At 36.3% G+C, this 21,791-nt stretch carries 19 protein-coding genes; 6 read left to right on the top strand and 13 right to left on the bottom strand.

What is annotated here, in order from left to right:
• Together LVY74_RS14650 and LVY74_RS14645 are read right to left on the bottom strand one after the other, a co-directional pair.
• Positions 1-221 (bottom strand): helix-turn-helix domain-containing protein (locus LVY74_RS14650; protein WP_237815678.1); only part of this gene is annotated, 221 nt, incomplete at its 3' end.
• A 417-nt stretch (positions 222-638) separates the two neighbouring features.
• Positions 639-1,211, bottom strand: coding sequence for a TetR/AcrR family transcriptional regulator (locus LVY74_RS14645; protein WP_237815676.1), 573 nt, complete (start codon positions 1,209-1,211; stop codon positions 639-641).
• A 258-nt stretch (positions 1,212-1,469) separates the two neighbouring features.
• Here LVY74_RS14645 and LVY74_RS14640 point away from each other — a divergent pair, with 258 nt between their 5' ends.
• From LVY74_RS14640 to LVY74_RS14630, 3 genes are read left to right on the top strand one after another with little or no spacing between them, the layout of a single operon-like run.
• Positions 1,470-2,198, top strand: a complete 729-nt coding sequence (locus LVY74_RS14640) for a haloacid dehalogenase type II (protein WP_237815675.1) — start codon at positions 1,470-1,472, stop codon at positions 2,196-2,198.
• Positions 2,198-3,760, top strand: coding sequence for a PucR family transcriptional regulator (locus LVY74_RS14635; protein ID WP_237815674.1), 1,563 nt, complete (start codon positions 2,198-2,200; stop codon positions 3,758-3,760). The genes LVY74_RS14640 and LVY74_RS14635 overlap by 1 nt, the downstream gene beginning before the upstream one ends.
• Positions 3,761-3,803: 43 nt before the next feature.
• Positions 3,804-4,136: a tRNA-binding protein gene (locus tag LVY74_RS14630; RefSeq protein ID WP_237815673.1), complete on the top strand. Its 333-nt coding sequence runs from the start codon at positions 3,804-3,806 to the stop codon at positions 4,134-4,136.
• A gap of 73 nt (positions 4,137-4,209) precedes the next feature.
• Here the strand turns inward: LVY74_RS14630 and yddG are convergent, their stop codons facing one another.
• The 5 genes from yddG to LVY74_RS14605 form a co-directional block, all read right to left on the bottom strand.
• Positions 4,210-5,100: an aromatic amino acid DMT transporter YddG gene (gene yddG / locus LVY74_RS14625; protein ID WP_237815672.1), complete on the bottom strand. Its 891-nt coding sequence runs from the start codon at positions 5,098-5,100 to the stop codon at positions 4,210-4,212.
• 57 nt (positions 5,101-5,157) lie between these two features.
• A complete protein-coding gene (locus LVY74_RS14620; protein ID WP_237815671.1) occupies positions 5,158-6,615 on the bottom strand; it encodes an NAD-dependent succinate-semialdehyde dehydrogenase in 1,458 nt (485 codons plus the stop codon).
• 70 nt (positions 6,616-6,685) lie between these two features.
• The gene (gabT, locus tag LVY74_RS14615; RefSeq protein ID WP_237815677.1) at positions 6,686-7,975 is read right to left on the bottom strand and encodes a 4-aminobutyrate--2-oxoglutarate transaminase; all 1,290 of its coding nucleotides are present in this window, start codon (positions 7,973-7,975) and stop codon (positions 6,686-6,688) included.
• Between the two features lie 66 nt (positions 7,976-8,041).
• Positions 8,042-10,963: an FAD-binding and (Fe-S)-binding domain-containing protein gene (locus tag LVY74_RS14610; RefSeq protein ID WP_237815670.1), complete on the bottom strand. Its 2,922-nt coding sequence runs from the start codon at positions 10,961-10,963 to the stop codon at positions 8,042-8,044.
• Between the two features lie 84 nt (positions 10,964-11,047).
• Positions 11,048-11,800 (bottom strand): haloacid dehalogenase type II, encoded by a 753-nt coding sequence (locus tag LVY74_RS14605; RefSeq protein WP_237815669.1) that lies wholly within the window; start codon positions 11,798-11,800, stop codon positions 11,048-11,050.
• Positions 11,801-12,008: 208 nt separating this feature from the next.
• Here LVY74_RS14605 and LVY74_RS14600 point away from each other — a divergent pair, with 208 nt between their 5' ends.
• On the top strand, positions 12,009-12,953 hold the full coding sequence (locus LVY74_RS14600) for an NAD(P)-dependent oxidoreductase (protein ID WP_237815668.1): 945 nt from the start codon (positions 12,009-12,011) through the stop codon (positions 12,951-12,953).
• 37 nt (positions 12,954-12,990) lie between these two features.
• Here LVY74_RS14600 and LVY74_RS14595 read toward each other — a convergent pair whose 3' ends face one another.
• A complete protein-coding gene (locus tag LVY74_RS14595) occupies positions 12,991-14,262 on the bottom strand; it encodes a Glu/Leu/Phe/Val family dehydrogenase (protein ID WP_237815667.1) in 1,272 nt (423 codons plus the stop codon).
• A 237-nt stretch (positions 14,263-14,499) separates the two neighbouring features.
• Between LVY74_RS14595 and pdxR the strand changes: the two genes are divergently transcribed.
• Entirely contained in the window at positions 14,500-15,999 is a 1,500-nt protein-coding gene (gene pdxR, locus LVY74_RS14590) for a MocR-like pyridoxine biosynthesis transcription factor PdxR (protein ID WP_237815666.1), read from the top strand.
• A 100-nt stretch (positions 16,000-16,099) separates the two neighbouring features.
• On the opposite strand, the gene LVY74_RS14585 is transcribed toward pdxR, so the two are convergent.
• From LVY74_RS14585 to LVY74_RS14570, 4 genes are all read right to left on the bottom strand, one after another.
• Positions 16,100-17,527, bottom strand: coding sequence for an amino acid permease (locus LVY74_RS14585; protein WP_237815665.1), 1,428 nt, complete (start codon positions 17,525-17,527; stop codon positions 16,100-16,102).
• 411 nt (positions 17,528-17,938) lie between these two features.
• A complete protein-coding gene (locus LVY74_RS14580) occupies positions 17,939-18,166 on the bottom strand; it encodes a hypothetical protein (protein WP_237815664.1) in 228 nt (75 codons plus the stop codon).
• A gap of 653 nt (positions 18,167-18,819) precedes the next feature.
• Complete coding sequence (locus tag LVY74_RS14575) at positions 18,820-19,131, bottom strand: AzlD family protein (RefSeq protein ID WP_237815663.1); 312 nt, start codon at positions 19,129-19,131, stop codon at positions 18,820-18,822.
• Positions 19,128-19,838, bottom strand: coding sequence for an AzlC family ABC transporter permease (locus tag LVY74_RS14570; protein WP_237815662.1), 711 nt, complete (start codon positions 19,836-19,838; stop codon positions 19,128-19,130). The genes LVY74_RS14575 and LVY74_RS14570 overlap by 4 nt, the downstream gene beginning before the upstream one ends.
• 138 nt (positions 19,839-19,976) lie before the next feature.
• Here LVY74_RS14570 and LVY74_RS14565 point away from each other — a divergent pair, with 138 nt between their 5' ends.
• A complete protein-coding gene (locus LVY74_RS14565) occupies positions 19,977-20,837 on the top strand; it encodes a LysR family transcriptional regulator (protein ID WP_237815661.1) in 861 nt (286 codons plus the stop codon).
• Positions 20,838-20,958: 121 nt separating this feature from the next.
• Here LVY74_RS14565 and LVY74_RS14560 read toward each other — a convergent pair whose 3' ends face one another.
• Positions 20,959-21,774, bottom strand: coding sequence for a S1 family peptidase (locus tag LVY74_RS14560; protein ID WP_237815660.1), 816 nt, complete (start codon positions 21,772-21,774; stop codon positions 20,959-20,961).
• Between the last annotated feature and the right edge of the window lie 17 nt (positions 21,775-21,791).

The raw sequence follows: 21,791 nt of genomic DNA, 5'->3' as shown, positions 1-21,791 counted from the left end.
GACTTTACGGCTTCATCATGACGATGATGACCAGGTTGGCCACGACTGGCATGTGTCAGGCCTAAAACACCGTCTTGCTTTAGCTTCTGCAATAACCGGGTAATTTGACGGGTTGAAAGATTCAGAATTTCAGCAGCACGGACTTGTGTAATACGTTGATCTCGAACATCTTGCAGGACTGCAAGACGTTGTATTTCCTTGTCAGACATAGTGATCAGCATCTCAAGTTTTATCCAGTCCATGATGTTGATGTGCATCATAGACCAGACATTTTTATTGGTGAGAATATAGACACTTTAAATGGGTTCTAACAGTTGTTATTCGTATAATAGAGATTATGTTAAATTTAGTGTATGAGTTACATTTAAGGCATTGTTGCACAAACCTTTCTCTAAAGGATTATTCCACAATATAATTCTCGAATGAATAAGCCTACACTTAAAATTTACCATACTCTCAATTGGTCTTCATACAACCGAGCTTTCATTAATCGTGTAATATTCCCATTTGATTTGATCCCAAAACTCAATAGTATGCTCAACCAAAAGCCTCTTTGAGTCGAAGTATTTCATCCGCAGATTATTGATTACAAATAATCAGCAAAAGATAGATCATTTTTTGATTTATGAAAGAGTCTATTAAATATCCCCTACCAAAATGCTTACCACTAAATACCTTGCTTCTTTAATTTTTTCAAAATCCGATTCCAATCCAGATTTAATTAGTGATCCTTCAAGAAGATATGAAATAACGCGTGTTATTTTTTTAGATTTAATTGGGTCATTAATTATACACTTTATGTTTTTTTCTAATATTCCCTCAATATTATCCTTATGCTTTTTTATATACATTATCTCCTTGCTATTTAAATCAAACTCTACAGATGCATTAATCAATCCACAACCTCTGTATAATTCACCACAAAAAAATTCATTACTTTCTATATAAGTATCGAATATTGCTAATATTTTTTCAATTGGAGTAAATGATTTTCTATTTTTATCCTCATATCTCTTTAACCAATCGCTTATAATTAAATTAATATAATCTGCTATTAATTCAGATTTGTCATTATAGTTATTATATAACGACATTTTTGCAACTTTAGCATGTTCAGTAATGCTATTTATTCCAGTATTTGATATTCCATATTTATAAAATAAAAATGTTGCAGCATTTAAAATTTTATCTTTTGCCGATCCCTCTGCCAATTTAATTTCCTCACTATTTAAATTTTAAAATATCAACTTGCAATCTTTAATTACATCGTTAACATCCTCAATAAAATAGCTAAATCCAAAAAAAAACATCATATGAAAGGTACGTTTTCAAACATATATTTTACCACTTTACATAGGAGTAAGCTGATTGTTTTCTTATAGTATACTTGTAAAGAGTAGAATTCTTAACCACTTCCGTCTAAACACTGACGCTTTATGTACGAGACTTAAGAAAATATGAAATACACTTTGCAAGGCACCACACTTGAAACCAAAGTGCTCACCTTTGACATGTATGGTACCCTTATTGATTGGGAATCAGGGTTAAGTACTGCTTTACAGCAGGTATTTCATATTTATGGTATAAATAAAACTGAAAGCGAAGCACTACAGTTATATGCATACCATGAAGCTGATGTAAGTTCTGGAGATTATCTTCCATATCGTGAGGTTTTATCTAAAACATTAGAACAAATAGGCTTAGCTTTAGGTTTTACTCCTCGAGAGGAAGATCTTACTGAATTTGCTAATTCAATTAGTGATTGGCCTGCTTTCAAAGATTCACAGGCAGCATTGTTAAGACTAAAAGAACATTTCAAACTAGCTGTAATAACAAATTGTGACGATGAACATTTCGCTATTTCAAATCGAAAACTAGGTATTGAGTTTGATTATATTATTACGGCCGAACTAGCTAGAAGCTACAAACCCTCTTTAAATAATTTTCTTTTGGCATTAGGATCTATTGGTGTACCCAATAAAAATATCCTACATATAGCAGAAAGCTTATTTCACGATCACGTTCCTGCTAAAAAACTTGGCTTATCGAGTGTTTGGATCAATAGACGCCATGGCAAACCAGGTAAAGGTGCGACTTTATCTGCTACTGCTACGCCTGATGCAGAGTATACTTCAATGAAAGACTTTACAGATGCCATACTAAATCAAGTCAACTACAATAAGTTCAGTAGCACTTAATGAAAATTTTAGAAGCTATTCAATCTACCATCTTAAGTAAAGCAAAGGTGGTTGCAGGTGAGAAAAATCTAAGCAATGAATTTACATGGGTACATTCAATAGATCACCCAAATGTCGAAAATTGGGTTAAACCTGGATATTTACTTTTATCGACAGGCTATAATTGGCCTAAAGATGAAGTTAAATCGCTAGAAATGATTGAATCACTTCATAAAAATGGATTAGCAGGAATTGTATTAGCTGTTCCTAAATATATTCATGAATTTCCCCAATCTGCTATTACATTAGCTAATACCTTAGGTCTTCCCCTTTTAGAACTCCCTTGGGAAGTTCCCTTTAGTACCGTTACCGAAGAACTTCACACATCAATAATTAAACATAAAAATATGATTATTGCGCGATCTGAGGAAATTCATATCGCTTTAACAAATGCGGCACTTACTGCACACAGCCTTACAGATTTAGCAAAAGCTCTTTCAAAAATTCTTAAACGTCGTGCTTGCTTTGTAGACCAAGAAGGTACTCTTCTTGGTGGATTGACAGAGACTTCAGAAGATTTTCTCGCTGAAAGAGACTTTGTAGTTAAATTGCATCAGACTGGCGGATTAAAACAAATCCAAAATGCTCTTACACCCATTGTTATCGAGTTTGAAGAGCAAGATGAGTCTTTTCGTCGTTTAGGATGCCCTGTTCGCATTGGTGGAGGTTTGACCGCCATTATCTGGCTAGATGAAGATAAAAATGAGTTCAAAGAACTCGATATACGTGCTTTAGAACATGCGGCCTTAGTTGCAGCCTTGCATATTTCTCACCAACGAGCTTTAGCTATACATGAAGAACGATTGGGATATGCTTTTGTCGAGTCTCTTCTTGAAGGTCAATTTGAAGATACACCATCAGCGCGAAACAGAGCTGCAATAAATGGTTGGAATCCATCAAGTTTCTACCGAGTCTGTCTTATTTTAATTGATGAACCTCTTCCACTTTCTAGAGATGGACTTATACGTATAGAGCGTTTGGTTCTAAGATTACGTAATTATTTTTCTCAGATAAATGAACCAGCCTTACTATTTGCCTCTTTAAATGAAATTATTTTTTTATTACCCAAGAAACATTTTCCAGAGCCTTTATGGAAAGATATAGGTAGTAAAGGAGCTGCAATGGCTGTAAGTCGTTTACATTGTGGAGCTGAGGGTATTGCTCTTGGCGGAAAAGATATTCGCTACCTTGCTCCACTTTTAAAGCCAGGTCGTATTCATCATTTTGAAGAAATTATGTTTCCTCAAGCATTGCTTGGTGACCCTAATGCAAGAGAACTTTTTATTAAACATAGAATTGAGCCTTTACAACAAGCCAAATCGGAAATGCTTTTGGAAACCTTAGAAATATTAGCAGAGGAAGGTTTTCATTTAGCAAATACAAGTCGAAGATTAGGTATCCATATAAGTACATTACGCTATCGAATTGAACGTATTGAGTCGATTTTAAATATTTCTCTAGATAATCAGAGTATTAAATTTGAATTACAAGTCGCTATTACTCTGATGCATCTTATTGAATAAGCGATATTTACTTACACATGACTGATAAACCAAGGAGATCCATATGAGTGCTTTTGATTCATTTCAAGAAGTTGATATACGAGCTGGAAAAATTGAAAAAGTTGAAATAAACGAAAAGGCCAAGAAACCTGCATACAAAATGTGGATTAATTTTGGAGAAGAACTTGGCGTTAAAACTTCTAGTGGTCAATATGTTAATGAATATACACCTGAAGATTTAGTCGGAAAAATTGTTGTATGTGCAATTAATCTAGGTGGACGCCGAATTGCTGGCTTTATGTCAGAAGTGCTTGTGATGGGCGCAAATAATGAAAATGGTTCAACCAAATTATTAAGTATCGATGGTGCTGTACCCTTAGGTTCTAAAATTTTTTAAAACAAATATCCACTGCATCTTTCTAAAAAGGTCGCAGTGGAATTATTAATAAAATAAATTAGCAATAAAAGGTTTAAGCCCTCTTAACAGCAAAAAAACCAATGAAAGATCCAAGTGTAACTAGAATAACCCCAATCCAGAAACCGTAATTTAAACTAGCACTTAGTAAAGCAAGTGACAGTATTGCTGATAAAATGGGGATGAAATTAGAGCAGGTCGCCAATAAAACAATATTACCTCTAAGAATACCGATATTCCATAAAGCATATCCCCCAGCCATGATCGCACTAGAAAAACAAAGCGTCGTGAAATTTTCAATATTCATTACACTTTTTACTTGAGCAAATGTATGTGTATACATGACATTAATCCATAACACTATGGCCGTCATTAGAAAGAAAATTGCGATTAGATTTTGCCCATTTCCATATTTCTTTGTCACATTACAATACATAGCCCATAAAACAGCACCAGTAAACATTAGGATATAGCTCTTAGGATTTGACAGAATATTTCCCGCAAGCCCTTTAACATCAAAGATACTATCGCCACTGACTACAAAAAAAATTCCTAAAAATGTACAAAATGTAGCAGGAAAAATAAACCAGCTAGCCTTTTCCTTATTCATTAAAATCGCAAAAATAACTGTTAAGCAGGGCCATAGATAATTTATAGCTCCAATTTCCATAGTCTGACGATGGTTAGTAGAAAACCCAATTGCAAGAGAAAAGCAAATTTCATAACTAACAAATAACCCGCCTGCTACAATAATATAAGTTTTCGAGATATCGTTAATTTTCGGCAGTTGAATACAAAGCACTAATATAATTGCACTCATTGTATATAGTAATGCTGCTCCAATTTCAGCACCAAATGCCTCAGCTACCAATCTAATAGCTGAAACGACTAAGCCGAAAAGTAGAACAGAGATAAGTCCCCATACGTTGGCAATATTTCTAGTCATGTTTAATCTCGAGACATGTAAATAAAAAGGCAGTGTTACACTGCCTTTTTATTATTTTTATTGAAGATTCATTGATACAAAGCGTATATCAAGAAACTCTTCTAACCCCCATTTACCGCCTTCACGACCCAAGCCACTATCTTTAATACCACCGAATGGTCCTTGAGGTGTCGAAGGTGCACCATCATTTACACCAACAATTCCATAATCTAATGTTTCAGAAATACGGAAAGCTCGAGATAAATCGTTTGTATAAAGATATGCAGCAAGTCCATATGGTGTGTCATTTGCTAGGTGAATGACTTCATCTTCTGTATCAAAAACAATCACTGGCGCAACTGGACCAAAAGTTTCTTCAAATGCAATTTTCATTGTTGCATTGACACCAATCAAAACAGTTGGATCATAATAAAGACCTTCTCTCTGTTGCCCACCTGTTAACACACGAGCACCTTTACTTACGGCATCTTTAACATGATCTTCTACTTTCTCGATCGCTGCACTATCCACTAAAGGACCAATTTGCGTGTCGTTCAGAGAAGGATTACCGACTTTTAACGCTTTAACTCTCTGGCTTAAGCGATTTGAAAACTCTTCGGAAATTGCTCTATGCACATAAATTCGATTTGTACATACACAAGTTTGTCCTGCATTGCGAAACTTACATGCCATTACTTCATCAATTGCTTTATCAATATCTGCATCTTCGAAAATAATGAAAGGGGCATGTCCTCCAAGTTCTAATGAAACCTTCTTAATTGTCTTTGCTGACTGTTGGTATAACATACGACCAACGTCAGTACTTCCTGTAAACGTTAACTTACGGATTAAACGTGATTCAAACATTACTTTTGAGACACTGGCAGGATCATCAGTTGTGAGTACCTGGAAAGTTCCAGCAGGGCCGCCAACTTTTTTCCATAAATCTGCCAAAATTAAAGCAGTAATTGGTGATTGTTCAGCAGGCTTAACAATTGCTGTACATCCTGCTGCCAAGGCAGGTGCAACTTTACGTGTAATCATTGCAGCTGGGAAGTTCCATGGCGTAACTGCGTAAACAGGACCTACTGGCTGTCGATTAGCAAAAAGCCGCTTATTACTAAACTGACTTGGGAAAGTTTCACCATAAATACGTGTTGCTTCTTCTGCATAAAGCTCAACATATGCAGCAGCATAAGCAACTTCACCACGTGCTTCACTAATTGGTTTACCCATTTCTGAAGATATTGCTTGAGCAATTTCTTCAGTATGTTCAATAATTGCGGCATACCATGCTTTCAATAACTTAGATCTAGCAGTTGCAGTGGTTTTCTTCCAAGAATCAAATGCTGTTACAGTTGCTTCTAATGCTAATTGGGCCTCAGCTTCACCACAATTTGCCACTGTAGCAAATACAGTTTGAGTCGCTGGATTTTGAACATTAAATTTTTTTTCAAGCTCGCATGTAGTGCCTCCAATAAAAGCACCAAAATAGCGAACTAATTCACCATTGATTGAATTCATACCATTTTCCATATTCATTTTCCTAAGTTCAACAACAAAGAATTAAGAGGGCATCAATAGATGCCCTACTACTTTGAAGAAATTAAGAATGGCTCGCTTTTTTAATAGAAGCCCGCAAGATTTCGATAGCTTTTTGAGCTTGTTCATTTGTTGTAGTTAGTGGTGCTAATAAACGAACAATATTTCGATGAATACCGCACTTAATTACAAGCAAGCCACGCTCTCGACATTCGTCAATAACAGTTTGTGCGAAAGCAGCATCTGGCTTAAACGGATTACCATCTTTCACAAATTCAGCTGCTAACATTGGTCCAATACCGCGAATAGTTCCAATTTGAGGATACTCTTTAGCAATATCCTCAAGACCAGCGCGTAATGTATTTCCCAATTGTTTGCTTTTCGATAAAAGATTTTCTTCTTCGAAGATATCTAAAACAGCCAATGCAGCTGCGCAAGCTAAAGCATTTCCTGCATAAGTTCCACCAAGACCTCCTGGTTCAGGAGATTCCATCATTTCAGAACGCCCAACAACACCTGAAAGTGGCAACCCACCAGCTAAACTTTTAGCCACTGTAACTAAATCTGGTTGAATGCCCGCAGCTTGGAATCCAAACATTTGACCTGTACGGCCGAAACCTGTTTGAATTTCATCACAAATCAATACAATACCGTGATTATTGCAAAGCTCGCGAAGTAGTTTCATAAACTGCAGACCAGCTTCACGGAAGCCACCATCACCTTGCACTGGCTCAATAATAATTGCTGCTACTTTCTCTGGTGCAATTTGTGTAGCAAATAAATCATTTAGCGCTTGAATTGCATCTTCTGCAGAGAAACCCAAATACGGATCTGGATATGGAGTGTGATAAACATCACCAGCAAATGGTCCAAAATTTTGCTTATAAGGAGCACTCATACCCGTTAACGTAGTACCCAGTAAAGTTCGTCCATGAAAACCGCCTCTAAAAGCAATTACACCTGGAACTTTACGATATGAGCGAGCAATTTTGATTGCATTTTCAACTGCTTCAGCACCTGTAGTTAAGAAGATAGTTTTATAATCTTCATTACCACCTACTAACTTATTGAGACGCGCTGCTAAATCTACATAAACATCATAGCCTGCAACCTGAAATGCCGCATGACTTACACGTTTTAATTGTTTTTCGACAGCCTCAACAACCTTCGGGTGATTATGACCAACATTGAGTACTCCAATACCTCCTACAAAATCAAGATAATGCTTCCCATCTGTATCCCAAACATTCGTACCTGATGCACTATCCAAAAAAATCGGATGAGCAGTTACCACACCTCGAGGTACATTGTTATTGCGAATTTCTGCCAATTCCTTAGTTTTATCCACTTTCATATCCACGTTAGAGCTCCTAAATTTGAAATCGTCTCTTTGCTTTAACCTATGTATGACTTATATAAGTCATACATTCTTTTCGTTTTTGCTCTTAGACTCATAATGGTCTGCAAGAACTTCAACTAAGTGTTTTGGTTTACGATTGCTTAGTTTTTGAATTTGATTACGGCAACTAAAACCATCTGCAACCACAATTGAATTTTCAGAAACTTTTTCAAGTTTCGGTAAAAACTCTGTTTTTCCTATATGCTCAGAGATTCCAGCTGTTTTAGCGTGATATCCAAAAGCACCAGCCATTCCACAACATCCTGTATCTAAGACATTTGTTCCAAGCGCAGATTCAGATGCTGTTCCACCACAAGCACGTTGATGGCAGTGAGCATGTACATGAATGTCTTCTACTTCAGGTATGCTTAAATCCGATGCTTTTGCGAAATCTGCAATTGTCATTGTTAAATTTGCTAGTTTTTTTGCTCTTGGATCATCTGGCAACATTGTTGGCAATTCATCACGAAATACAGACAAACAACTAGGTTCCAAAACTAAAATAGGAATGTTTTGTTCGATTTGATCATTTAAAATATTAAGAATATCTTCCAGATTATTTTTGGCTTGATCTAATAAACCAACGTCATAGAAAGGGCGTCCACAACAAACATGTTGTTTCGTTAGACGTGGTGACTTGCCTGCTGCTTTAACAACCGTTACAGCGGCATTTAGAATTTGTGGATTAAAGCTATTGTTGAACGTATCAGTCCATATAATAACTTCTTTCTCAATATTTCCAGAAACAGCATCTGTTTGCAGTGACTTGGCTAGCTTGCTATCTCTAAAAGAATGATTAATTTTAGGAAATTTCGCTTGAGAAGCTAAACCAAATAAAGTACCAATTCGCTGTACAATTCCATTAGAGAGCACAAAATTGAAGAATTTAGGAGATTGGCTAGCTAATGGTAACCACTGTCCAATCCGCCCTACAGCTATATCAACAGCCGAACGTCTATATTTACTGTAATACTTGTATAAAAATTCACTTCGATACTTCGGAATATCAACATGAGTCGGACAATCAACCTTACATCCTTTACAAGACAAGCAAAGATCCATGGAATCTTTTACAGCTTTTAGATCATTTTCCTCATTAATCACATTACCATTGAGTAATTCAAAAAATAAACGTGCTCGCCCTCGAGTTGAATATAACTCTTCTCGTGTGGCCTTAAAGCTTGGGCACATAGTTCCGCCTTCAACAGAACGACATTTACCCATCCCAATACAACGTTCCGTTTCACGTGCATAGGCCTGCTCCGAAGAAGCTCCATTATTAAACTGAAAGACTGTTTTACTTGGGATACGCTTATAGTCTGGTCCCATACGTAAGTTTTGATCCACAGGTAAGGCATCAATTAATTTACCTGGATTCATTAAACCATTTGGATCCCAAATTCTTTTAAACTCTCTAAAAGCGTCCATGAGGCGAGGAGAAAACATCAAAGGTAGAAACTCACCTTTAGCTTGTCCATCACCATGTTCACCTGACAGTGAACCTTTATATTTAACAACTAACTCGCTAGCTTCTTTGAGGAATTTTCGCCAATCTGCAACCCCAGTTTTTGATTTCAAATCGAATGTAATTCGAGAATGAATACAGCCATCCCCAAAATGTCCATACATATTTGTTTTATAGCCATAGCTTTCGACTAAAGCCGAAAATTCTCGTAAATATTGTCCTAATAGCTCTGGCTCCACAGCCGCGTCTTCCCAACCCACAACTGGATCTGGCTGTGTCGCAGTATCAGATAGAGATGTAGCAGAGGCACCTGTTTCTCGGATTGCCCATAAACGTGCCATCAACTTTGCATCACCCACTACTCTAGAGGAGGGTGCAGAACCAAACTGTCTAGAAACTTTTTGTACATGATTGGCTTGATCTAGAGCCTCTTCTATTGAATCGGCACCAAATTCCACAAATAACCATGCATGACCATCTGGTAACTCTGCAATATCATCTAGTTTAAGCCCTCGATCTTTCAATCCACCGATGATTCCCGTATCAACACCTTCCATCGCAATAGGATTTAAAGGTAAAATTTCAGGTACACTATCAGCAGCATCGAAAATAGAATCAAACCCCAATATCAAAAGTGCGCGTTGAGCTTTCCCTTCTACTAGTACAGTTTCTGCATGTAAAATTGTTGCACACGTACCTTCAGACCCCACTAGAGCCTTCGCGATATTAAAACCATTTTCAGGTAACAACTGATCTAAATTAAACCCGGAGACTCGACGTTTAAGTTTCGGGAAATGATTTCGAATATCTTCCGCATAATCATTTGCTAAATCGCGCAATGCTTTAACAATTCTAGCTTGTTCGCCACCAGCAGCTATATGCTTTTGATATATCTTTTCATCTGTTGGACCAACCCAAAATCTTGCACCTGTAGCAGTAATAACCTCTAAACGATGAATATTTTCAGCTGTTTTCCCAGCCATAACAGAATGTGCACCACAAGAGTTATTACCAACCATTCCCCCGATAGTACAACGTGAATGTGTTGCTGGGTCAGGACCAAAAGTTAAGTTAAATTTGGCTGCTGCACTTTTTAATTGATCACAAATCACCCCTGGCTCAACACAAGCAGACCAGTCATCTGGATTAACACTTACAATATTATTCAAGTATTTTGAATGATCAATACAGATTGCAGCATTCACTGATTGACCACACATTGAGGTACCAGCCCCTCTAGGCACCATTGCTATCCCAAGCTGACCACAAAGTCTTACCACCATCTCCATATCTTCAATAGTTTTAGGAATAACAACACCAATCGGTGGTTGTCTATAATTAGAAGCTTCTGACGCATATATCGCTCGAGTCGCTGAATCAAACCGAATTTCACATGTTGTATGTGTCTCCAGCTCAAAGCGTAATTGTGATAGCTGCTTACTTTCAGAAGATGGCTTAGTAGCAAGAAGTGCGTTCATTATTACAACTAGTCCTTGTAGGATAGAATGGTCATGCATTTACCATTTAAAAAAATGCAATACATGACCACCAAATTGTGGTTATTAACCGTTCGATAATTCAGCTTGTTGAATTGCGGCTAACTCAGCACGATGTGCTTCAGCTAGTTCAGCCATGCTATTGAAACGGAAATCATAAGTTGGCATACCTGGAGGTGGCATAGTTGCACCCCATCCGTCTTGAGAATGACGACGATCAATCCAAGCTGAAGCTAGGCCGTATTCATTCGCAACCGCATGATCATGGAATAAACTTTGTGCGGTGTGTAAAACGTCTGATGGCTGAAGATCGAAATCCGTCTCTAAATGTGCAAGCATATAGTCAAAGTTTTTATTGCTTGGCTTGTAGGCACCCACATCCTGAGCACTATAAATTTCATCAAATTCGACTTTTAATCGTGCATTACTTCCGCGGAACGAAATACGGTCTACATTAGAGAGAATAACGAGTTTGAAATGCTTTTTAAGATAAGTTAGTGCTTCAACAGAATCCGGAAATTCAGGCCAGTCAGGAACAGATGCACCAAAGATGTTAGCTTCGTAATCTGGAACCGTAATATTCCATTCATTAGCTAAACGCTTATACACAACTGCTAAAAGTTGTGAATATGCCATGCTTGGTGTCATACGTTCTTGATCAGCTTCATGACGAGCATAAATCTCCAGAACTTGATCTTTGTTTAATTCTGTTTTACGTTTAGCTAATAGTGGTTTTAGACCATTATAAATGCCTGTTTCCCAATCAATTAGGGTTCCGTAGCAGTCAAAAGTCAACACCTTAAAATCACTCAGTTTCATGATAAGCTCCTTTTTTAACTTAGTGTTTATTCACTTAGATTATCTCAGGACACAAAACCCAAACATCTATAAAAAATATGAAATATATATTTTTTTTTACCACTTTTAGTACTAATTAAAAGTTAACACTTAAAATTAATAAATAATCATGAAAATTTTATTTTTTTAAGTAAAATAATAGTTCTTCAATATTTATATCCGAAATTAAATGTACAATATTACCTGTGCCGAAAGAAACGTTCTTATTAACAGAGCATTCGAATTCCTTATTCCCGTAAAATATACTGAGCATGAAAGATTAAGTCAGACTGAACTTGAATTAAAAGTTTTAAATCAACATGTAATAATAGTTCATGATTTAAATATTACCGAAAAAGTCCTACAAAATAATCCGGATTTAATATTAGTTGCTTTGTGTTCTACAGGATACGACCATATAAATTTGGACTTACTTAATAAACATAATGTAAAAGTATGCAATATACGAGATCATGCAAATGATGCCGTAGCAGAACATTCATTTGCTTTAATGATTGTTTTAATTAAAAATTTACACCATCAGATTGAGGCAGTAAAAAATGGTGTATGGTCAAGACATAAAGATTCTTTTTACCTAGCTGCACCCATGAGGGAGCTTAAAGGTAAAACTCTTGTTATTATAGGAAAAGGAAACATTGGACTATCATTAGCAAAAAAAGCAGAAGCATTTGGAATGAACGTTTTTTTCAGTGAACGGAAAAATTCAGATTTTTGCCGTCCAGGATACATTCCTTTTAAAGATGCAATATCTTGTGCAGATGTATTATCTCTAAATTGCCAACTTAATAAAGATACTAAAAATTTAATTAATTTAGAAACATTAAAATTAATGAAAAAAACAAGTATTATTATAAATGCCGGGCGAGGTGGACTAATTAACGATCTAGATATAATACTTGCACTGCAAAACGATATGATTGCAGGTTTTGGAACAGATGTACTCAACCAAGAACCTCCTCCACTAAATCACCCGCTAATAAAATTTAAGCATCCGAATTTATTAATAACAGCTCACATCGCTTGGGCAACAAATGAAGTACAAGAACGTTTATTTTTGCAGTTAGAAAGTAATATAAATAATAATTTAAGAGGGATACATCAAAATATAATATAAAAACTGGTCATGAATGGGCATGACCAGTTTAACCGATTTAGCCTGGAAAGATTCCACGTTCTTTTCGGGCTTTTAAAATCCGATCACACGCCAAAATGTATGCTGCTGTACGCAAAGTACAAGAATTAGCATGGGCAGTATGCCAAACATCTTCAATTGCTTGAATCATCAACTTATCCAAACGTTCATTAATTTCTTCTTCACTCCAGAAGTAGCTTGCCATATCCTGAACCCACTCAAAATAACTTACTGTGACACCGCCAGCATTACACACCACATCTGGAACTACAATAATTCCACGCTCAACTAGTATGTCCTCTGCCGCTGGATAAGTCGGACCATTCGCACCTTCTAAAATCAGTTTTGCTTTAATATTCAAGGCTCTTTCAACAGTAATTTGACCTTCTAAAGCCGCTGGGATAATAATATCTACTTCAGCGGTCCAGAAATCTTCATCAACAATGTTTTGTGCACCCTTAAATCCAGCCACTCCTTGATGAATATTCACATGATCACGTAATGCTTCAAGATCAATACCATATGCATTGAAAATTGTACCAGTGTGATCTTGAACATGGGTTACTTTTGCTTTTGATTCAACAAATAAGAAAGCTGCTTCGCTACCTACATTACCAAAACCCTGAATAGCTACCTTAGCACCATCGATTGGTAGATTAATCTTTAAAGCTACTTCACGACCTGTAACGAATACACCACGACCCGTTGCTTTTACCCGTCCTAAAGAACCACCTAAGTGAACAGGTTTACCAGTAACAACTCCAGTGATCGTATATCCCTGATTAGATGAATAAGTATCCATCATCCAACCCATAATATTTGCATTAGTACCAACATCAGGAGCAGGAATATCCTTTTGAGGGCCAATAATATGGGCAATTTCAGTTGTGTAACGACGAGTTAAGCGTTCTAATTCCCGCGAAGACAATTTACGTGGATCTACTCGAATACCACCTTTTGCTCCGCCGAATGGTAAATTGAGTACAGCAGTTTTAATTGTCATCCAAGCTGACAATGCCATTACTTCATTTAAATCAACATTTGGATGATATCGCACCCCACCCTTACCAGGGCCACGTGACAAATTGTGCTGTACACGATAACCTTCAAAGTGTTGAATTGAACCATCATCCATCACAATTGGCACATCGACAATAAGTGCGCGTTTAGGACGTTTTAAGGTGTCGATAAAATCAGCCAAATGTTCTAAATATGGTGCAACACGATCAATTTGCGCTAAATATGTTTGCCACGCATCACTTTGTTCATTTACATATGAGAGATCAGACATTCTGCTTATACATCCATTATACAGATTAATTCACTGATCAAACTTTCCCATAAAATCGAATAAAAAAAATCCAATCAAACATATTAATAAATTTCTAATTTATCCAACTTTTTGTATGAATTCACTGGATGGAATTTGAGTTTATCCTTTTATTTCTTCTTAAACCTCTTGAGCTACTAGAGCTTCCCTTTTCTTTTACCTCCCATTAAGTCCAATTTAGATCAAGGAGGAAACAAATTGCGTAACTTATTCGGCGATTATTTACTACTTACACTTCATCAAGATACCAATGGAAAACTCCATCAAAGGTTATGCAGATGTTTACGAAAAGCAATTATTGAGGGTGTAATTCAGCCTAAAACTAGATTACCAGCTTCACGTGACTTAGCAAATGAACTAAATATATCCAGAAATACTATTTTAGCTGCCTATGAACAATTAAGAGCAGAAGGCTATTTAGAAACTAGAATTGGTCATGGTACTTTAGTGGTAGAGAACATACCTGAATCATATTTGAGTACTGCTGAGTTCAATCAATGTGAAATTACACGAAAAGTTCAATCATCATTTTCTTTATCACAACGTGGTTTTAATCTTTTAGAATTTGCATCAGCACCAACCCAACAATGGGGGGCCTTTTTTCCAGGGACGCCTGATGTTACTGAATTCCCCCATCACATATTTAGCCAAATTCAAGCCAAACTTATTAAAACACCCGATATCGATCAATTCCTTTATAGTCAAATCGGTGGATGTTTTGAGCTTCGTAGTGCATTAGTAGATTATTTACGTGTTACTCGTTCGGTTAAATGCGATGTAGACCAAATAATTATTACTGAAGGTATTCATCAAGCAATAGATCTACTATCTAGAACACTTTGTGATATGAACGATCCTGTTTGGATCGAAGAACCGGCATACTGGGGTATACGAAATATTTTACGTATAAATGGTTTAGATATAAAACCAATACCTGTTGATTCGGAGGGAATTATCCCTATAGAAAATCCAGAGCAATCACCAAAACTAATTTTTATAACGCCATCTCATCAATATCCACTTGGATCACATTTGAGTCTAGATAGACGAAAAAAATTAATTCAAATCGCACGAAAAAACAATAGTTGGATTGTCGAAGATGATTATGACAGTGAGTTCAGATTCTCTGGACAACCTTACCCCTCTCTTCAAGGTCTAGAAAAAGACTCACCTGTCATATATATGGGAACTTTTAGTAAAACTATTTATCCTTCACTTCGTATTGGCTATATAGTTGTTCCTAAGTCTTTGTTTCTTCCATTACATATTTTATCTACAGAATTATATAGAGGTGGGCATTTAATAGAACAGAAAGCTCTTGCTGAGTTTATACGTGAAGGTCATTATGAAGCACATATTCGACGTATGCGTTTGCTTTATGGGAAAAGAAGAGAATTTTTAATTAGTCTTATTCATCGTTACTTAGGAAAAGAATTCGTACATGAATACAACGATGCAGCTGGCCTACATTTAGTACTAAAATTACCAAATGCTTGTGATGATGTTGCTGTCTCTATTAATGCGAAAAAGCATGGTATCTATCTTCGCCCTCTCTCACAATATTATATGTACTCTCAAACAACTGCACACAAAGGATTACTTTTAGGTTTTGCTTGCGTAAGTGAGAAAGATACATTGGTTGCTTTTGGAATATTATTACAATGTTTACGTGAGGAAGGTATAGCAACTATTAATTAAGGTCAAACTCATAATTATTATGTTTCTATATTCTAGAATAAAAGAGCCCAAATTAATTTGGGCTCTTTCTATATTTTTTGTAAATCTACTTACAGTAACTTCAATAAGATCTTTTGACGTCTGATATTTGGCTTCTTTGTTTTTTACTATCAGTAAATTGAAGAAACATACCTATAAGAACAATAAAAAAGGCCAGCACGGTTGTATACACAACTTCTTGGAAATACGTTCCCTCAATTATCATACCAACAATAGCTGCAATAATTGTAAAAATCACACCGTAAGTCAACCAAGGAAACAGCCATACTTTAAACTCAACTTTAACTCCCTCAGCTTCTAGCTTTTTACGCATTCTCAATTGAGAAAATGCAATAGCTAAATACGCGTATAGTATAGTAGTCCCAGTTACAAGCATGAAAACGTCATAAACATTCATACTGTTTGTAGCTGTTAAAATTACAGCAAGTATAGAAAATAAGCATGAAGCCAATACACCCATACTTGGACTACCCTTTTTATTCAGAGCACTAAAAACTTTAGGTGCATCACCACGTTTTGAAAGTGAAAAAATCATTCGGGAACAAGTATATAGCCCGGAGTTAAAACAACTACATACAGAAGTAAGTACTACAAAATTCACAATATGGCGTGCTTCTGGAATGCCAAGTTCTGTAAGAGTCACACTATATGTGCCCCAAGTTGGATCTTTTAATAAAATATTATCGTGTGGAATCAAGCATACTGCGACAAACATCGAGCCAACATAAAAAAGCATGATACGCCAAATTACAGAGTTAGAAGCTTTCCTAACTTCCTTTCCAGGGTTCTGTGATTCTGCAGCGGCAACTGAAACAATTTCAGCACCTGTGTACGAGAAAATTACCCCAAGAATCCCAGTAATTACCGCAGCGAATCCATTAGGCATGAAACCATGTGCTGTTAAGTTGGTAAAACCACTTGCTGAAGAATTTCCCCATGGCCATAAATGCATAATTGCCAAGCTGCCAATTATCAAAAATATGACAATTGCAATTACTTTAATCAAAGCAAACCAAAATTCAAATTCTCCATAGTTCTTAACATTTTGAAGATTAATAATAACCAAGGATATAATTACAGCTAACATATATCCCCAAATTGGTATTATGGGGAACCAACTATTCAGAATCTTACCTGCTACATAAGCTTCCCACCCCATAATTAGAGCCCAAGCACACCAATACAACCAACCTATACTAAATCCCGCCCAACGACCGATTGCTCTATCAGCGTAAGTAGAAAATGACCCACTATCAGGATTAAGAACCGCCATTTCACCAAGCATTCGCATGATGCAAAAGACTAAAATTCCTCCCAATCCATAAACTAATATTGCAGCTGGTCCTGCTGAATAAATTACATTTCCAGAACCTATAAATAGGGTGGCACCAATCACTCCCGCAATTGAAATCATAGCCATATGTCTTGATTTCAACCCATTATTTAAGGTCTGATTTGGAGAATTAGCACCATTTTGATGAGAAGCCATAGCCATTTTCCTTAATACACGAAGACATCCAATCGCTCAATACATAAAGATTTGAACTAGAATATATCTTCTTAAATTTAGTTACTCTCCTAATCTCATCTCTCTCCATTGAGAGTTAATCGAATAAGTCAAGCAACATTTCCGTATGCATACTTCCAATGGCTTTAATGTGTCGTTTTTATGAAAAAAAGGCGAGTACCACTTTTTATTTTTGAAAAGGCACAATTGGCTTAATTTTGCATTAATATGGTGCATTTTTTTCTAATTAATTGCTTATTCTCACTTGAAGTTCCTGTCTTAATCAGTCTGGTCAGCGTTCCTTTATGACTTAGAAAGAAATATTTTAAGGATGTTGCTTACACTTAAAGATTGATCATAAAAAAGAGAGTAAATCGCTCTCTTTTTTTTGGACTATTCAAAGTGAAGTTGATATTCATCTGTGGTGATTTTTATTTTGAGGTTCTTATATTTTCTTTTGGTGGCACTGAGAGCGGAATCGATCACTTCTGCATGGAATTTAGGATCATGCATTAAATCGTAAAATAATTTATACCCGATCAATAACTTACTGGATTTTTTATTGGCTTTTAAATCATTTTCAATTAACTGATCCAGTTCTTGTACAGAAAAACTATGCATCTTACCCTCGCTAGTATGTTTCTGATGAAACACCATACAGGTTTAATTATGGGAACTAAAGGCTTAAGTAGCTTTTACTATCTGGGTTATTATTATAAAAATAAAATGTTAAATTTATATCAGGTTTAATTTTCGACAATAAATATAATACAGATTCGTAGAAATTATTCAGATAATGAAGAAGCCCGACATCCTGTCGGGCTTTTTCGTATTGGATGTTTAGGTATAACTCCTGTCGTACCTCACGTCCTGGTGTTGCACTTATCATTATTGTTTTATGTGTTGGAACATCCTGTTCTCTATGTCCCCATCATATGAAAAAACTCAAAGGTGACACAGATGCAATGCTCCCTAATTCATGTCAGCCTTGGCTTACAAGATTGCTCAAAACTTACCCCAAGGTTTATCCGCAGAAATTGTGGATAATTTAAGCAAATGAAGTGTTGAGTTATCAGGAAAAAGTTAAAATTTGATCTTTTTTTAATCAATTTCGTTGGCTGAAATTTCCAGATTCACTGAACAAAAAGCCGACTTGTTTCAAAGTCGGCTTTTTTGCATCTTATGACTGGATAAAATAATTAACCAATTAATATTTATATAAATATATAAGTTAATTTATTGCAACGCCCCATATATTAAATGGAGGAGGCTTATTAATAAAATTGTCGGAAAACGGCAGCTGTGATAATGCCAATTGCTATAGCGAGTAGAGGCTTCTTCAATAGAAGTGCTGCGATAGCTGTCGCTAATAATGCACATCGAGCACCAAGATCACCTTGAATTGCAATAGGTGCTAGGAGAGCAACTAAGACAGAAGCTGACATCGCACTGATAAAACGTTGTATACGATCATTAATGGGGATGAAGGACATGATGAACACACCACCCCAACGGGTAGCTAATGTTACTAAGACCATAATGCAAATAATTAGACCTACTGATTCTGTACTGATCTGTAAATTCATGCCTGTTCGTCCTTGAATACTAGGCCAACGATGCCACCGACTAAAGCACCAACCACAACATGCGCGTTTTCAGGCAAGTACCAATAAGCAAGTAATGAACTTATTGCTGCAGCAGCCCATATACATATCATTCTTAAATCTTTCTTTCCACCAATCACCATCGTCAGCAGAAAACAAGCCATCACCATATCTAAGCCAAACTGACTTGGGTTTTTAATGGCACTGCCAAAATATAAACCCAAACAGGTGCCTATAATCCAGAATATCCAAAGGGCCAGTCCCCCACCAAATAAAATTCCAAGCCCTGGTTTCTGTTGTTGAAATGCCTGCTGTGAGAATGCCCAATTTGCATCAGAGATCACCAAGAGAATGCTATATCGTTTGAGTGGAGATACATGTTTCAGCCAAGGATATAAAGAAGCACCCATTAAAATATGTCGTGCATTGATAAAGAAAACCGTCACAAGCAAAGGGATTAAAGAAATACTTTGTCCCCATAATTCCAATGTGGCAAATTGTGCGGCCTCAGCGAATACCAATGCACTCATCGAAATGATAGTTAGAGGATCTAATCCCGTCTGAATTGCAGCTAATCCAAATGCAGCACCAAAAATGGCGACAAAGATGGAAATCGGCAGCAGACTTTTAAATCCTTGCCATATAAGCGTACTGTTCAATTCACTCAGTTCTTGGTCTATTTTTGACACAGCAGATCCTTGACATAAAAAACTTAAAAAAGTTATCGGATGAGAAGAAAACTCTATTTTATGCTTTAATTTATTTTATAAAAGCGAATAAATCAGTTGGCTATTATTCGATTTTCGAAATTTATATGGAATAGATTAATGAGAGATCTTCAAATTGATTGGTTAAAGTGTTTCTTAGCTGTGGTTGATAAAGGTTCGCTTTCAGGTGCAGCACCTGATTTAAATCGCTCTCAATCGGCGGTCAGTATGCAGCTTAAAAAATTAGAACAAGCCCTGCAATGTGAGTTGATGACACGATCAAGTAGACAGCTTCAACTTACGCCACAAGGTGAATTGCTTTTAGGTTATGCCAGAAGAATGATGAATTTGCATAATGAAATACAAATGTCTTTTCATCATGCGGAATTAAGTGGGCGGATCCGCTTGGGTGTTCCGGATGACTATGCCTCAACCTACTTAACCCCAGCCTTAAAGAAATTTGCTGCCTTGCATCACAAGGTTGAAATTGAACTGAATTGTGAGCAATCTACCTCACTGATTCCTCGTGTTGAATCTGGGGATTTGGATTTAGCTTTAGTCACTCGAGAAAATTCACGCCAAGGAACATTATTATTTTATGAACCTCTCGTATGGGTCGGTTCCCCTCAGTTTGAAACTTGGAAAACAAGTCCTTTACAGATTGCAGTATATGAAGACACCAGTTTAGCCAAACGCAACGCTATACAATCTTTAGCCCTACAAGGAAAATCTTATCGGGTTGTTTACAACAGTTCTAGTTTGGCTGGACAAATTGCTGCTGTTGAAAGTGGATTAGCTGTAGCTGCATTCACACGCTGTAGTGTACCTCCCCATTTGAAAATTCTAGGCTCTGAACATGGGCTAGGACCATTGAAGCCAATGCCAGTCGCAGTTTATCGTAGTAGAACATCTTTAGAGTCAAAAGCTGTAAGTTATTTGCATGATTTACTCATTTCAACGTTGAGAGAATCGAGCGTATAGGTGCTACTGCAATTGTTTCATTCACTCACACTTTGCTGCTGCTGTATTTCGTAGATGAGATTTTATGTTAAATAAGAGCTAAAAATGCCTAAATTACAGGCATTTTTATCATTTATATATTCTAGGTTGCATTATTTCTTTGAATAAGTTCATTAACAGTTTTTAGAATTTGTAATGAAATTCCTATTGATGAACCTGATGGGACTTTTAATGCGGAATCCTTTGATTGATGTGCTGGAGTTATTGCACGTTGTGTTAACACCCCTAGAGCAAGTCCTTCTTCATTGACAATAGGTCCTCCACTTGCACCACTATGTATTCCATTATCTATATAAAAAATGTCAGTTTCTATTTTTATATTTAGAGAACTATCATCAGCAATAATACGACGAATATTTCCAACATAGCCTTGTTTAATTATTGGGCCTGTCATATCTGCTAAGTATCCTTCTTCTCTAATTGCTTTAATAAAATTATCTGCACCAAATGATTTTGGATCAATAATTTTTTCAATAGAAAATGGGATAGAAAGCTCATCTGAGTAGCCAGCAATGAAGACACTCTGACCTAAATTTACTGAATTAATACTTGCTGGTAGAAAAGGAAATTTAAATGGTTGTTCTTTTTTGGGACGTAATGCAGCTATATCTAGTTGTATTATCTCCTTAAAAGAAGGAACATTAATTCCAAATGAGCAAAAAGATACTGCATATTCAACTAAAGGCAACTCGGGAAACTTTATCAAAATTCTTTGCTGTGGATGAGTGTAATCTTCTGTTTTTATAGGCATCCTACCAGTTACTACATGTGCAGCAGTAATAACTTCGCCTGTATCAGTAAAGCTAAAACAAGTACCTTCACTTATAACTTCATCACCTTCAAAAACTGTCACATATCCACAACAACTTTGGATTTTTTCATATAAATCTTTAAACATACTTTTCTCTTTTTAGC

Origin of the sequence: Acinetobacter sp. ME22, assembly GCF_022012315.1 — a bacterium.
GTDB classification, from domain to species: Bacteria; Pseudomonadota; Gammaproteobacteria; order Pseudomonadales; family Moraxellaceae; genus Acinetobacter; species Acinetobacter brisouii_A.
The sequence above is the reverse complement of the archived record's forward strand: the minus strand, read 5'-3'. Positions and strand labels throughout refer to the sequence as shown.

Bases quoted from the DNA above. Each gene is read 5' to 3' on its own strand.
- LVY74_RS14600 (WP_237815668.1), top strand. From the start codon at position 12,009: ATGTACAATATTACCTGTGCCGAAAGAAACGTTCTTATTAACAGAGCA.
- LVY74_RS14580 (WP_237815664.1), bottom strand. From the start codon at position 18,166: ATGCATAGTTTTTCTGTACAAGAACTGGATCAGTTAATTGAAAATGAT.
- LVY74_RS14610 (WP_237815670.1), bottom strand. From the start codon at position 10,963: ATGAACGCACTTCTTGCTACTAAGCCATCTTCTGAAAGTAAGCAGCTA.
- LVY74_RS14560 (WP_237815660.1), bottom strand. From the start codon at position 21,774: ATGTTTAAAGATTTATATGAAAAAATCCAAAGTTGTTGTGGATATGTG.
- LVY74_RS14620 (WP_237815671.1), bottom strand. From the start codon at position 6,615: ATGGAAAATGGTATGAATTCAATCAATGGTGAATTAGTTCGCTATTTT.
- LVY74_RS14595 (WP_237815667.1), bottom strand. From the start codon at position 14,262: ATGTCTGATCTCTCATATGTAAATGAACAAAGTGATGCGTGGCAAACA.
- LVY74_RS14630 (WP_237815673.1), top strand. From the start codon at position 3,804: ATGAGTGCTTTTGATTCATTTCAAGAAGTTGATATACGAGCTGGAAAA.
- LVY74_RS14575 (WP_237815663.1), bottom strand. From the start codon at position 19,131: ATGAATTTACAGATCAGTACAGAATCAGTAGGTCTAATTATTTGCATT.
- LVY74_RS14635 (WP_237815674.1), top strand. From the start codon at position 2,198: ATGAAAATTTTAGAAGCTATTCAATCTACCATCTTAAGTAAAGCAAAG.
- gabT (WP_237815677.1), bottom strand. From the start codon at position 7,975: ATGAAAGTGGATAAAACTAAGGAATTGGCAGAAATTCGCAATAACAAT.
- LVY74_RS14585 (WP_237815665.1), bottom strand. From the start codon at position 17,527: ATGGCTTCTCATCAAAATGGTGCTAATTCTCCAAATCAGACCTTAAAT.
- LVY74_RS14605 (WP_237815669.1), bottom strand. From the start codon at position 11,800: ATGAAACTGAGTGATTTTAAGGTGTTGACTTTTGACTGCTACGGAACC.
- LVY74_RS14565 (WP_237815661.1), top strand. From the start codon at position 19,977: ATGAGAGATCTTCAAATTGATTGGTTAAAGTGTTTCTTAGCTGTGGTT.
- yddG (WP_237815672.1), bottom strand. From the start codon at position 5,100: ATGACTAGAAATATTGCCAACGTATGGGGACTTATCTCTGTTCTACTT.